Source organism: Brevibacillus sp. BD137 (assembly GCF_041644655.1).
Taxonomy (GTDB): domain Bacteria; phylum Bacillota; class Bacilli; order Brevibacillales; family Brevibacillaceae; genus Brevibacillus; species Brevibacillus brevis_D.
Genome location: NZ_JAOTNO010000004.1, coordinates 83,638 through 97,033 on the forward strand (window position 1 = coordinate 83,638; position 13,396 = coordinate 97,033).

At 45.5% G+C, this 13,396-nt stretch carries 14 protein-coding genes and 1 pseudogene; 6 read left to right on the top strand and 9 right to left on the bottom strand.

What is annotated here, in order from left to right; all coding sequences use genetic code 11:
• Positions 1 to 40: 40 nt before the first annotated feature.
• Entirely contained in the window at positions 41 to 415 is a 375-nt protein-coding gene (locus ODZ53_RS10395) for a DUF423 domain-containing protein (protein WP_012684886.1), read from the bottom strand.
• Positions 416 to 610: 195 nt separating this feature from the next.
• On the opposite strand from ODZ53_RS10395, the gene ODZ53_RS10400 reads away from it, so the two are divergent.
• On the top strand, positions 611 to 793 hold the full coding sequence (locus ODZ53_RS10400; protein WP_372676874.1) for a hypothetical protein: 183 nt from the start codon (positions 611 to 613) through the stop codon (positions 791 to 793).
• 203 nt (positions 794 to 996) lie between these two features.
• Here the strand turns inward: ODZ53_RS10400 and ODZ53_RS10405 are convergent, their stop codons facing one another.
• The 5 genes from ODZ53_RS10405 to ODZ53_RS10425 form a co-directional block, all read right to left on the bottom strand.
• Positions 997 to 1,308 carry a DUF7674 family protein gene (locus tag ODZ53_RS10405; protein ID WP_372676875.1) on the bottom strand — a complete coding sequence of 104 codons (312 nt, stop codon included), beginning with the start codon at positions 1,306 to 1,308 and terminating at the stop codon, positions 997 to 999.
• Between the two features lie 105 nt (positions 1,309 to 1,413).
• Positions 1,414 to 1,899 (bottom strand): HIT family protein, encoded by a 486-nt coding sequence (locus ODZ53_RS10410; RefSeq protein ID WP_372676876.1) that lies wholly within the window; start codon positions 1,897 to 1,899, stop codon positions 1,414 to 1,416.
• A gap of 58 nt (positions 1,900 to 1,957) precedes the next feature.
• Positions 1,958 to 2,338 carry a DUF3888 domain-containing protein gene (locus ODZ53_RS10415; protein WP_372676877.1) on the bottom strand — a complete coding sequence of 127 codons (381 nt, stop codon included), beginning with the start codon at positions 2,336 to 2,338 and terminating at the stop codon, positions 1,958 to 1,960.
• A 146-nt stretch (positions 2,339 to 2,484) separates the two neighbouring features.
• Entirely contained in the window at positions 2,485 to 2,790 is a 306-nt protein-coding gene (locus ODZ53_RS10420) for an NIPSNAP family protein (RefSeq protein ID WP_012684890.1), read from the bottom strand.
• Positions 2,791 to 2,892: 102 nt separating this feature from the next.
• A complete protein-coding gene (locus ODZ53_RS10425; protein WP_372676878.1) occupies positions 2,893 to 3,129 on the bottom strand; it encodes a hypothetical protein in 237 nt (78 codons plus the stop codon).
• A 1,735-nt stretch (positions 3,130 to 4,864) separates the two neighbouring features.
• On the opposite strand from ODZ53_RS10425, the gene ODZ53_RS10430 reads away from it, so the two are divergent.
• The 3 genes and pseudogenes from ODZ53_RS10430 to ODZ53_RS10440 all read left to right on the top strand — a co-directional run bounded on the left by ODZ53_RS10430 (position 4,865) and on the right by ODZ53_RS10440 (position 7,356).
• Positions 4,865 to 5,392: a ParB N-terminal domain-containing protein gene (locus ODZ53_RS10430; RefSeq protein WP_372676879.1), complete on the top strand. Its 528-nt coding sequence runs from the start codon at positions 4,865 to 4,867 to the stop codon at positions 5,390 to 5,392.
• Positions 5,302 to 5,835, top strand: a pseudogene (locus ODZ53_RS10435) (DNA cytosine methyltransferase); the annotation flags it as partial. The gene ODZ53_RS10430 and the pseudogene ODZ53_RS10435, both read left to right, overlap by 91 nt.
• A gap of 99 nt (positions 5,836 to 5,934) precedes the next feature.
• Positions 5,935 to 7,356 (top strand): SpoVR family protein, encoded by a 1,422-nt coding sequence (locus ODZ53_RS10440; protein ID WP_372676880.1) that lies wholly within the window; start codon positions 5,935 to 5,937, stop codon positions 7,354 to 7,356.
• Positions 7,357 to 7,550: 194 nt separating this feature from the next.
• Here the strand turns inward: ODZ53_RS10440 and ODZ53_RS10445 are convergent, their stop codons facing one another.
• The 3 genes from ODZ53_RS10445 to ODZ53_RS10455 all read right to left on the bottom strand — a co-directional run bounded on the left by ODZ53_RS10445 (position 7,551) and on the right by ODZ53_RS10455 (position 9,991).
• Positions 7,551 to 8,015 carry a hypothetical protein gene (locus ODZ53_RS10445; protein WP_372676881.1) on the bottom strand — a complete coding sequence of 155 codons (465 nt, stop codon included), beginning with the start codon at positions 8,013 to 8,015 and terminating at the stop codon, positions 7,551 to 7,553.
• Positions 8,016 to 8,493: 478 nt separating this feature from the next.
• Positions 8,494 to 9,261: an SDR family NAD(P)-dependent oxidoreductase gene (locus ODZ53_RS10450; protein WP_372676882.1), complete on the bottom strand. Its 768-nt coding sequence runs from the start codon at positions 9,259 to 9,261 to the stop codon at positions 8,494 to 8,496.
• Positions 9,262 to 9,289: 28 nt separating this feature from the next.
• Entirely contained in the window at positions 9,290 to 9,991 is a 702-nt protein-coding gene (locus ODZ53_RS10455) for an SDR family oxidoreductase (protein ID WP_372676883.1), read from the bottom strand.
• A gap of 200 nt (positions 9,992 to 10,191) precedes the next feature.
• Here ODZ53_RS10455 and ODZ53_RS10460 point away from each other — a divergent pair, with 200 nt between their 5' ends.
• On the top strand, positions 10,192 to 11,124 hold the full coding sequence (locus ODZ53_RS10460) for a 3-hydroxyacyl-CoA dehydrogenase family protein (RefSeq protein WP_372676884.1): 933 nt from the start codon (positions 10,192 to 10,194) through the stop codon (positions 11,122 to 11,124).
• 258 nt (positions 11,125 to 11,382) lie between these two features.
• The gene (locus ODZ53_RS10465) at positions 11,383 to 13,362 is read left to right on the top strand and encodes a methyl-accepting chemotaxis protein (protein ID WP_372676885.1); all 1,980 of its coding nucleotides are present in this window, start codon (positions 11,383 to 11,385) and stop codon (positions 13,360 to 13,362) included.
• The last annotated feature ends 34 nt before the right edge of the window (positions 13,363 to 13,396 follow it).

The window sequence follows — 13,396 nt, forward strand, 5'->3', positions numbered from 1 at the left end:
AAGGCTGGGAATGAAATCCCAACCTTTTACAACCTTTTATCTACGATACGGTTTTCCATGCATGAATCGCAAGCAGCGCCCAGCCAGCAAGGAACAAAACTCCGCCAATCGGCGTAATCGCACCGAGAACCTTAATGCCGGTCATCGCCAGTGTGTAGAGACTGCCGGAGAAGATCAAAGTTCCGGCTGTAAAGCACCAGCCTGCCCAAACGAGGCCAGAAGAATCCGGGTACCATTTGAGCAACAGAGCAACCAGCACCAGAGCCAATGCATGTGTCGTCTGATAGGTCACGCCCGTATGGAAAATGCCCAGCGAATATTCGTCCAATTTTTCCTTCAGTGCATGTGCCCCGAATGCTCCCAACGCAACTGAAAGAAATCCACTGATACTGCCAAGCATCAAAAACAGCTTCATGAGTGCGTCACTCCTTTTTCGCATATCCTTACATCTGTTCGACCTCTATTTTAGCGTAAAAAGATAGACATTGCCCAATTGTGATTTGGTGAACACGCCTTGGACTACCATACAAGCCGCTTGTCAACCTCCAACATAGAGTAAAGTATCGCAGTGGCAACGCTTACAGGCTGCTGCGACGGGAGGTGACGTAATATGAACAAATGGATTTCCAACGTAGGTGGGCTTCTTGGTGGCTACGCATTGTTGAAAGCACCGTTGGACGGTTCCTTCTTAAGTGGGGTGGACCCGGTGGTGGATGGAGTGGGTCTGATCACTGTGGTCGTATTCGCAGGAGCTCTTATTTATTCTGGTGTACGCGGCTGGTTCAATGGTTAAGTAGCAAGATGAAAAACAAACCAAGGGTGTCTCCAGTTGGGGATGCCTTTTTTCTTCGGAAGGCTGGCGTCTTTAACCAATATCATTATTTGTGCTTTACGTGATTACTCTTTTTATTTGTAATGAAATCCATGATAACGATCAACGATTTTCTCCAGACATGAATTTATTTAATGAGATCCACCATTTTAGGGAAATGGGCATCAGAAAACATTCAATTGAGCTGAAATTTCACAACCTAGCAATGATTCCAGAAACCCAATTGTAGCTAATTCTTTAACATAGTCGTCACCGTTGATATGGAGCATTTCTAAAACCTCAAATATCATTGGGAACTCGGTTAACTTTTGCTGTTGGTAAAGCTCATCTACATGTTGGGCGAAATCTGAGACATCAATATACGGAAGATGCTCTTCGCTATCGTCGTAAGTTTCACTAACCAAATGAAGCCATCTTTCTTTATAGGATGGACAAGCAGATAAGAATAAGTCGATAACCCCATGTTTTTGTATCATTTCAAAGTTCACTCCATAAAAGGTATATCGAAATTTTATCACGTGGAAAAATCGTTATTTAACACTTTAGTTACTGTGTACCTAGATACTCAATGCTCATTATGGTTATTCAAGCAATGCTTCTCGTAGTTTATTAATCGAATTGATTATTTGATTAGTTTCTTCAATGGAATTCATATTCGTACGAGCATGTAATAGGGCGGGGCGCAAAGATTCAACGGATCGCCCGAACTGTGTCATCCATTCGTAACGTGGAACCATCCATATATGAAAATGATGGGTAGTATCCTCGTTGTAAAAATAATAGACATGTTCAATTCCTAATACTTCTCGTTGTGCTTTTCTAATCTTCCGAATTAAGAGTATGTAATCGTGTGCTTCTTCCGCGGTTAGTTCATCAAGACATTTAATGTGGCGTTTAGAGGCAACGATTACCTGCCCAGTGATTGGGTAGGCAACATCCTGATGAGCATGAAAATAGTCGGTCTCAATTAGTACACCTCCTTCTGGTATAACTAATCCGCCGACTATAGCACAACTTAGGCATTCAACATTAATTGTTTGACCATCAGCCAAGGTAATTGTACGCAATAGATTTCATCCTCTCATTAGTGGCTTGTGAAAGTATAGAGTGTCAAAAAGAGAATGATCAAGTATGAAATTTCCAATGGTTAACAAATGGTTTAAGCCACTTGATATTGTAGTTAATTACTTCTCCCTCGGGCAGCTTGAACGTCATCGTTTCAAGTGCATAAGGTGGGTTGTGTGGTCCGGCAAATGTTTGAACTCGGATGGTCACGTTAAAGTGGGTGAGTTTTCTTGGGTCTGGTCTACTTACATCTAGAATTTCTTCCACGCCTCTATACCACAAACGATTCGTACCATTTATACGTACTGCGTTCCCTATCTTATCTAACATTGCTTCTATAAAAGCACGTTTCATTAAATCGCATTCAGTTTTACTTTCAGTAGCATGGACAGGTTGTGAAAAAAGCAGGGTTGTTAGTACGAAGATAATTATTTTTTTCATGAAGAGTCCCACCTCAGTTTTAGGGGATAGGTTCTCCAGTAATACTAACCGTTATTTAACAAAATAGTTACTGTGTACCTAGATACTCAATGCTCATTATATAAAAAAGCCCATCCTATCTAAGGATGGACAAGGTTGAAGGAGAATTATTCAAACACCGGGCGCAAGAAACTTCGCTCGTAACTGATGATGCACTTTGTTTGCTCTGCGAGTGAGAAGGCAAGTTGGCAATCTACATCGACCAGTATTTTCTTTCGATAATCTTCATATTCTGCCAAACTAGGAAAACTAAATAAGGCATAAGCAATATTATTAGCACCTTCATGAGGAAGGAAATAGCCATGATGATGTCCGCCAAACTTGTTGACAAGAGGTATCCACATCTTTGCATATTCTTCAAAAACACTTACCTGATATGGATCAATAACATATTTCAAGTAACAAGTGACCATTTTTCCACTCCCTAAGGGTTTTTCCTAAATCTTACTGTACATCAGCATCAGGAACAAGACGGGATATGGTTCTACACAATGTGTATTAAAAAAAGACTTTTACTAAAAGTCTCGTGGATTCGAATCACATTCTATTTTTAAAGGCTTAAACCAATTTTTCAGGAATGTTCGTGTATCTGAGATTGTTGTAGCAACATCGCCTTTTTGAATATCGATGTATAGGCTAAAGCCTCCATCAGATTTAGACTCAATTGGAATCAAGTCTATGAATTCGTTAAATTCTTTAACTACTTCGGTGACCCTATCCATTTGTGCTTTGGTTACATCGCTTACTATCATCAAAAATTGTCTCTTCAATAATACACCCCATAGTTTTTAGTTGTAATTCATTATAACACACAGGGAGTATCATAAGGAAAAGGCCAGCAGGCAGCTTGTTGACCAGAGTTGAAACGAAAGAGATAGGTGTCGATGGGTTTATCAAAATAGTTATTTAGAGAAACAGAGGGGCATTAGATGAGCGGTAGACACAAATTTGAGTGCGAGGGATTGCCAAGTGGTCGTAATACTGCGAGGAACTACAAAACATGCATCGTTGGTGGTTTTAGAATGCCCTGATTGCGGAGAGGATTTGAGCTGGAAAGGATAGGAGGTGCAGCCAAATGACCGAGTAGCAGATCATTGAAACGCTGTCAACGAAGGTGATGGGGTGGGAAAAGTACGAGGTTGAACTCGACCTTACCGATGGAGGAAAGAAAAAGTTCTTTGACTCTTGGCGGCTTAATGGGAGGGAGGTTGCAACAAACTGGCACCCACTCCAGAACATAGCTGATGCGTGGATGATTGTTGTTAGATTCAAGCATGAGCCAGATGCATACATCAGGATGACATTCGAATCTCATGTACTACCACTCATATGCGCGATTGATCCAGGAGTCATTTGTGAAGCAGCCAAAAGGACGATTGAAGCGATTAAGACGCGGCTTTAACACATCGGTAATTATGTAATACTCCCGCACCTTAATAAAGGGTAGGAGTCGGGTAACATACAACGGCATCGATAAACCTTGGATCAATACCATAAAACATCCAGGACCTGCCGTTCCACCGGTAGCCCGTAACCCCGTTGTACTCAACGGTAGTTGGATAAAACCAAAATTGTTCTCCATTTACGAGCCAAACATAAGTGTTTTCGTACACACAATCGACAAGATAGGTAGATGGTTGCGGAGGGACGTAAGTTGGCCTGGGAGGGATGAAGCTTGGGGGTGGAGATGTTGGAGCCTGAGCAGGATACACCATTCGCTTTCCACTCCTTCCTAATCTAATCAGCATAATATTCCTGGTCATTTCGAGGAGTGCAGAGTGTTTCTAAAAACAATATTCGAATCGCAAATATTGGTAAGTCAATTCTTAATAGGGTGGATACAAGCCACACGATTTGTTAAATGGGAGCGATACCTTTGTGCTACTTGATGTAATGCAACATAGTCATTTGCAAATAAAAAAGAAGTGTCCCAAAGGACACCCTAATTGAACAGCATTATTCATGCTCTTGAAAGTGCATAGATTTCAACCAAAAAGTTTTCTTGTGCACCCTTGGGACTCCCAATGTAAAGAGAGCGAGTAGAAAAATAAGAAACAGGAAATCTCATGCTAAGAGTGCTCATATCGCCTATCAAACAAGTAGTATTCAGAGTTGCGATAGATTCCGGTATCGCATAATCACCCAATGGGAAATCAGCTGAAACGTCCCTGCTCCATCTTGTTCCGGCAGGAGATCACTCAAATCTGGATTAGGGGGTCGCCAGAAGCCAATAGCCAGCCAAGCTTTGAGGCTCTAAGCCTTAACCCCATTTTTTGCGGTGAAACAAAACATATACTTTTCCGGTGGAATCGTAGTCGTTTGATTACACCTACAAAACACGACACCAGCCCAACAGCATCGAGGTATACAGCAATTAAGGGCTGGCAATATTCTTTATTCTTACTTTATCGCCACGAAGGAGCTGAACAGCATGGACATATGGAAAGTATCAGTCTCTAAAATCAATCAGCCCCCTATAATCCCCGCGTGGATTTGCAACCGGGCGACATCGCATACGAGAAGCTGAAACGATCGATTGAGGAATTCGGGTGCGTCGAAACACTCGTTTGGAATGAACGGACGGGTAATTTGGTCGGGGGTCACCAGCGGTTTAAGATTCTAGTAAATGAGTTGGGAGCTAAGGAAGTAACAGTTTCCGTCGTTGATCTGGATGACATCCGAGAGAAGGCGCTCAATATCGCACTAAACAAGATCAGCGGTGCTTGGGATGAGGAGATGCTCGCCCAGGTGTTGGCTGAGCTGCGAGATAGTGAACTGGATCAAGCTCTTACCGGCTTCGATGATAAAGAAGCAGCAGACCTCATTGCACAGTTCACTTTTAAAAGCGATGAAGACGCGGAGTTTACCAACGAGGTACTCGACTTGGATGATTTTGCTGAGAACAAATTCGATTGTCATTGCCCCCGAAGTACCCATTTCAAATGCCCATTCAAGAATTCAAGAATCTCCCGAATTCTCAGCTATCGGCAGAGCTCTTTGATCTGGACATCTTAGATGGTTCCCCTCCATGCAGTGTGTTTTCTACATCTGGAAAGAGCGAGAAGATATGGGGCAAGGAACATCATTTTAGAGAAGGTCAGCCAAAGCAGAAGCTTGATGATCTATTCTTCGATTTCTTGGACGTGGTTGAGAAGTTACGTCCGCGGGTAGTGGTCGCAAAGAACGTTAGGGGAATGATCATTGGATTAGCGAAAGGTTATGTGTCTTTGGTAGCCAAGCGGTTCCGTGAAATGGGATATGAGCCTCAATTATTTCGACTAAATTCAGCAACAATGGGGGTGCCTCAGTAGAGAGAGCGCATCTTTTTTATTGCTCGGAGAAATGACTTGGAGCTTTCTGATCTGGCACTTGAATTCAAAGAACAACCGACTCTCTACAAGGAGATACGATCAGGAAGAGGAAGGCCGCTTGAACCAAATACCAGGACGTCAAAACGTGCCATATGAAGAACGACATCTTTTCTAAAAGGTGGCGTCTTTTGGCTGTTTCCCCATATACATAAAGTAGACCGACGGCAAAAGGGGAGGCGAAACGATTTGACCAACGACGAGCGCAAAGAACTGGAGCGATCCATTGACGAAATTACCGAGATCGCCAAAGGGTTCAATCTCGATTTTTACCCGATGCGATACGAGATATGCCCGTCTGACATCATTTATACATTTGGCGCGTATGGAATGCCCACACGATTTTCGCACTGGAGTTTTGGTAAATCGTTCTACCGGATGAAACTGCAATATGACCTGAATCTGAGCAAAATCTACGAGCTCGTCATCAACTCCAATCCTTGTTACGCGTTTCTTTTGGACGGCAATTCCTTGATCCAAAACAAGCTCATTGTGGCTCACGTCCTTGCTCACTGCGACTTTTTCAAAAACAATATGCGCTTCTCCAACACCAATCGGGATATGGTCGAAAGCATGGCGGCCAGCGGAGAGCGGATTCGCCAGTATGAGATCGAGTATGGCAAGGAAGCTGTGGAAAATTTGCTCGATGCGAGTTTGGCGATTCAGGAGCACATCGATCCGAGCTTGCTTCGTCCGAAGCTGCGCTGGAGACGAGAGCCAGAGGAAGCTAACAAAAAGACGAGGAACGAGCGGCACTCCCCTTATGACGATCTCTGGGGATTAGACCGCAAAGCAAAAGAGGAAGCCGAGCCGGTAAAAGCACCACGCAAATTCCCGCCGGAGCCGGAAAAAGACCTATTGCTGTTCATTATGGAATACAGCAATATCCTAGACGATTGGCAGCGGGATGTGCTGACGATCATCCGGGATGAGATGCTGTATTTCTGGCCGCAGATGGAAACGAAGATCATGAACGAAGGCTGGGCCACCTACTGGCATATGCGCATCCTGCGGGAAATGGAGCTGACAGAATCGGAGACGATCGAATTTGCCAAGCTGCATTCCTCCGTCATTCAGCCTTCGACGACGAGTATCAATCCGTATCATTTGGGTCTGAAAATTTTGGAGGACATTGAAAAGCGCTGGGATAATCCGACGAAGGAGGAACAGGAGCGTTTCGGACGCAAACCAGGAGAGGGACGCGCGAAAATTTTCGAGGTGCGCGAGCTGGAGTCCGACATCAGCTTCATTCGCAACTTCCTGACCAAGGACCTCGTCAGTGATCTGGATTTGTATATGTTCGGCAAGCAGGGCAACGATTGGGTCGTCGCGGAAAAGCAGTGGGAGAAGGTACGCGATGGTCTTGCGGGTACACGCGTTAACGGGGGATTCCCTTATGTACTTGTACACGATGGGGATTACTTACGCTCCGGCGAGATGTACCTGAAGCATCATTTCGAGGGGCTGGAGCTGGATGTCAAATACGTAGAAAAAACATTGCCTTACATCTATGATTTGTGGGGAAAATCCATCCACCTTGAATCGATGGTGGAGGATCGACAAGTGTTGTTTACGTACGATGGCAAGAAGGTACATCGTCGCTTTTTATAGGGGGAAAAGGCCGCGTGCCGGGTGGAAGCTGACCGAGCGTGCGGCCTTTTCTACGTGCCCGAACGAGGACAACTGAACCGTCATTTTCATGTGACTGCTGATCCCGCCGTCCATGGGGATGCTCGTCCCGTTGATGGAAGAGAGCTGGAAAAAAACTCGCAAAGAAGCGAGCGCGTCCGTGTTTTTGAAGAGTTTCAAGGTAAACTGCTAGTTTTTTTCTCAAGCTCCATCGCTTCTTCCAAAAAGGCTTGCCTTGCTTCTTTTACTAGGAAAACAATCAGGATGAAAACAAAGATGTAGGCAAAGTCGAGAAACCAGATAAGCCCCAAGGGATGGGAAATCATGGCCCCTAGCATAGGTGACATCAACCCGCCCATAACTCCAGCCATTACTCCTTCAATAGAAGCGGTAAGAGAGACCAATTTCCCCGAGATAAACCCAACCACCATACCAATTGCGACAGCAATGATCGTCGCAGATTGTAAATCGCTCACCAGATATACTTGAATATTCAACCCCAAGGAGATACTAGACATAGCACCTAACACCATAGCGATGATCATGCCATCCATACAGGCGAGCTCGGACCGATTTTTATAGGTATAAAGGATACAGCTAACCGTTACCAAACTGAGAAAAATCATGTTTAGGAATAGCATATAATCCTCCTTAGCTCGCTGCTATTTTCCTTCTTCGCCTGCATCCACACCTGCAAAAGATATTGCATCTACTACCTCGACAAAGACATCTGTTAGCCACTTTGACCACCTCCTGCAATAACATATGAGGTGGTCAAAGAAAGTTGCTTGACTTTGGATCGGTATTTTCACTAATTATTCGAAAATGGGTTGAATGTTTTTTGTTAAAATTTCAAGAGATTACCATTAATATAAGGAAGAAGACTGATGAATGAGGTGATCCTATCAGAAACATTCTCTTGGTTTTACTTCTTGGGTTGTTAGCATTCAGATTTTTCGATCTAGACGTTAGCATGGGAATCAATAGAAAGGTTTTAGTAGTCATCACAGTTGCGGTGGCTTTTTGGATGATTTATTTGGACTATAAGGGTAGAGGAAAGAAAGGCCGCACGACCGGTGGAAACTGACCGAGCGTGCGGCTTTTTCTGTGTGTAACGAACTAGGACAACTGATCCGTAATTCCGATGTGACTGCTGATCCCGCCGTCCATGGTGATACTCGTCCCGTTGATGTATCCGCTATGCGGTCCAACGAGATGATCAATCATCTGGGCGATTTCCACCGGTTGAGCTACGCGTTTGACCGGGCTTTTGGCGATGACCCGATTCATGTAATCCGAAATATCCTCCGGACGTACGCCCATCGCGGTATCCACATATCCGGGACAGATGGCATTGCAAGTAATCCCGTGCTCACCCCATTCCGCAGCAATTGTTTTCGTATAGCCGATCATGCCGTGCTTGGAAGCAACGTAGGTGGACGAATGTGCTGAGCCGAGCAAGCCCTGAATAGAAGCGATGTTGACGATCCGCCCGTAGTTCCTTTCTTTCATCTTGGGCAACAGGTTCCTGCAAAATAGGAAAACACTCTTCAAGTTGGTATTCATGATCCAATCCCACTCTTCATCGGAGACTTCGTCGACGCGGTGGAATGGACCACCAACTCCGGCGTTGTTGACCAAGATGGTGATATCTCCGAAATGCGATTCTACTAGCTGGATGGCTTCTTCTACTTGCACTCGTTGACCGACATCACAGCGAATGGACAAGGCTTGACCGCCTGTCTGATTGATTTCTTGGGCGACTAACTGAGCCTTTTCTTCATGTACATCAAGAACAGCGACACGTACCCCATGTTGAGCCAAAAGCTTTGCGGCTGCTGCCCCGATTCCATTGCCTGCTCCTGTGATGATTGCTACTTGCTGCATTTGAAAACTCTCCTTATTCATCTGTCATTTAGAGGACGCCTTTAGGCGGAAGGATTTTGACTTCATCGATTCGAACGTGGAGGGGACGGGAAGCGATATCTAACACGGTATTTGCCACATCTTTTGGTACGAGCATCGCACTCGGATCAAAAAAATGTCGGTCCTCCGTCATATTTGTATGAACGGCGCCGGGAAAAATGGTGGAGACTCTTACATTGTCGTCTTTCCATTCTTCATTGCAAATTTGGGAAAAGCCTTGGACGGCAAATTTCGAAGCACCATAAACGCCGTTTTCCGCAATGGGAATATACCCTGAGACACTAGAGATATTGATGATACGGCCTCCGTGAGCTTTCATTACCTTGTATCCTTCACGGCTGCAAAGAAAGAGTCCGGTTACATTGGTGCGAAAAACATTCTCCCATTCATCTAAGCTTGTTTGTTCAACAGGCTTAAACACGCCGACGCCTGCATTGTTCACGAGGACATCTAGACGTCCGTATAACCTTTGTACTTGCGCAAATAAGGCAAGGACACTTTGCTCGTCAGTCACATCTAGCTGTACATTCGTCACACTTCCCGGTTCAGCGTGTGTAATTTCGTTCGGATGAGGCGCGGTTCGAGAGGTTGCCCAAACGATCGCTCCTTCTTTTGCCAGAACCTTTGCCATCTCTAGTCCCAATCCTCGACTGGCTCCTGTGATGACCACGACTTTATTCAGTAGTTTCATGTGTACCTCCGTATATGAAACGTTCATTCCAATAGCTGGTTTTAGGAAACGATTTTTAATGGTACAAAACTTTGACTCTACCAACAAGCGCCATAGGAATGAATTTCGGTAAAAGGAGTAGGAATTTGTGGGCAGGAACTAGGTATTTCATCGTGGAAAGCTTTGCTAGTAAACCGAATTCACCCTAGGAGGCTCTTTCTATGGAAAAGCATGCGGCTGTTATCGGATCAGGTGTTATGGGACATGGAATCGCGCAGTTATTCGCATTGGCTGGATTTCGTGTTTCTCTTTACGACTTGCAGGAAGAATTTTTGCTGAAAGCGAGAGCTAGCATCGAGCACAGCCTTTCTCTTTTGGTTGCAGAGGGAGTGATTGCAGACCAGTCTAGAGTAGCGGCGCTCGAGCATATCGTCCTGACCACGGATTTGCAAGCGGCAGTATCTTCAGCTGAAATCATCACAGAAGCAATCCCAGAAGTCATCGAGCTAAAGTGGGAGCTGTTTGAAAAGCTGGAGCATTACGCGAAGTCAGATGCGATTATTGCTTCCAATACGTCTACGTTTTCGATTGCGCGACTGATTGAAAAAGCTACGACTCCCCAACGCTTTATCATTACCCATTTTTTCAATCCAGCCCAATTGGTTCCGTTGGTCGAAGTAGTCAAGCATGAGAAGACCGCGCTGGAAGTCGTTCAAAAAACCATGCAGCTGATGGAAGATATCGGGAAGTGCCCTGTTCTGTTGAAAAAGGATGTACCGGGCTTTATCGCCAATCGGCTACAAACAGCCTTGATGAGAGAAGCTTTTCATTTGCTTGCAGAAGGTGTTGCAGATGCAGCCCAGATCGATACGGTGATGAAGAACGGAATTGGCTTTCGCTGGGCTTTTGTCGGGCCTATTGAGACGGCGGATTTTGGTGGACTCGATACGTGGAAGCGCGTGATGGATAACCTGGCGCCAGAGCTGAATGGCTCGACAAAAGCACCCGCCATCATGGAGGAACGGGTAGCAGATGGCAATCTCGGCACCAAGACCGGTGCAGGTATTTACTCGTATACGGATACGGCTGTTTCAGAAAAGCTGCGTGTACGTGACGAACAGTTTATCCGCTTGGGGAAAATGAAGCGCGGTTGAAGTGACTTACAGATTCGCTCAACAAATCGTGGCAACTGTTGCAGAGTCAACCTATTCCGACCGTCCTGTCTATCATTCATAGGCAGGGCGGTTTTTCTATGGCCGCGAGGGCGGTATAATCCCCACTTTTTTATACCTATTACAGTTCTATATATTTTTTGCTTAATTAACACTCCTTCGTTACCGATATAAAAAAATTAGGACTTCACCAACAGGAAACGTTTTTCCAAATACAACTTAGAAAGAAGATGAAATGAAGTGAAAGTTAACCTCAGGAATTGGCTTCGAAGCTATCGAACCAAACTCATCATCACATTTCTCTTGATTCTGTTAGTCCCTTCCCTTGTCGTTGGAAGCTTGGCTTACAATCAAGCGAGACAAGAAATTGAAAAACAGATCATGGACAGCGCCGACGAAAACGTCGATTTGGTCAACTCCATCGTCAGCAGTACGTTTGAGGGCAAAAAGAAGGATGCTGACTATTTGGCAAAAGATATCACACCTGGCGTGAAATCAGCTGATGTTCAAGAAGAAATCATGCATCACTTGGATATGTATATGGGTATGCATGCGGATGTGTCCAGTATTAGTTTGGGAACGGCTGACGGCCAGTATTTCCGCGCTCCCAAGCAAGAAGTACAGGCAGGGTTTGATCCGCGGACGAGAGACTGGTACAAGCGAGCGATGGAGAACAAGGGGACGGTCGTCGTTACGGAGCCATATATTTCGGCGGTATCAGGTGAGGTTTTAGTAGCGGTAGCAAGAACGACAGAGGATGGCGCTGGGGTTATTTGCATTACAGTTGGGATTGAACAGATCAAACAACTGGCAAACTCAGTCAGCATCGGTTCGGATGGAGATGTCATCGTAGTGGACAGCAATAAGAAGTATGTCGTCCACCCAGAAAATCAGGCAGGAACAGTGGCACAAGAGAGTTTTTACGACAACTTGTTCCAAGGAGAAACAGGACAATTCAATTACGAGGAGCAAAGCATCCCGAAACAGATTTACTATGTGACGAATCCAGCTACTGGCTGGAAAATTGCCGGTTCGATGTACTTGTCAGAGGTTGAGGATGCTGCTGAGCCGATTTTCGAGCAAACGTTTTGGACGATTGCGATCTGCTTGGTGTTGGGAGGGCTCATTGTAGCAGCTGTTCTGCGTTCCCTTCTCCAGTCCATCCAGGAAGTGAAGGTACATGCCGTTAGAGTGAGCCAAGGGAATTTGACTGACCCGATTCAAGTACGGTCAACCGATGAAATCGGTGAGCTTGGCCATGCGTTTAATACGATGCAGGATAACCTGCGGGCGCTCATTTCAGATGTCGAGACTAGAGCGGAGCAAGTAGCAGCGTCTTCGGAGCAATTGACCGCGAGTGCGCAGCAGACGAGCATTGCAACCGAGCATGTAACGACTGCGGTTCAAGAGGTAGCTGGCAGCGCGGAACAACAAACGAGCGGAATCGACCAAAATGTTCGCTCCTTGCAGGAGATTGCGGAAGGGGTCACACGGATTGTAGAGAGTGTCAATGTGTTGTCGGATACGGCTCAGCAAACGACGGTTCAGGCGGAAGAAGGGGGCAACTTTGTCGCTCAGGTCATGAGTCAAATGAAGTCGATTCATGAATCCGTAGAACAGTCGGATCGCATGACCAAATCGCTCTATGACCGTTCGAAAGAAATCGGCACGATCTCGGATGTCATCAGCGGGATTGCCCAGCAGACGAATTTGTTGGCATTGAATGCAGCGATTGAAGCGGCCCGGGCTGGTGAGCATGGCAAAGGCTTTGCGGTTGTAGCTACAGAGGTGCGACTGTTGGCTGAGCAATCACAATTGTCGGCTAAGCAAATTTCTGAATTGATCACAGAGATTCAACGGGAAACCAAGCAATCCGTCGACAACATGGAAACAGTCAGACTGGATGTTGAAGCAGGCTTGGAAGTTTCCGAGGAGACGATTCACAAGTTTGAAGGCATTATGGAAAGCACCAGACTGACCAATCCACATATCGCTGAGGTTTCCATGATCGCACAGCAAATCTTGGCTGCTGTTCAGGAAGTAACCGCGACAGCCAATGTGCTTGTCACCATCGCGAAAAGCAATGCCGAAACAGCCGAGGAAGTAGCAGCTTCTACGGAGGAGCAACTCGCCTCCATGCAAGAGATCTCATCCTCCGCTCAATCCTTGTCGTCATTAGCGGAAGAGCTGAAAGTAATGCTCAATAAGTTTACCTATTAACCTGTATTCTTAAACAAACGAAGCGTCCTGTCTC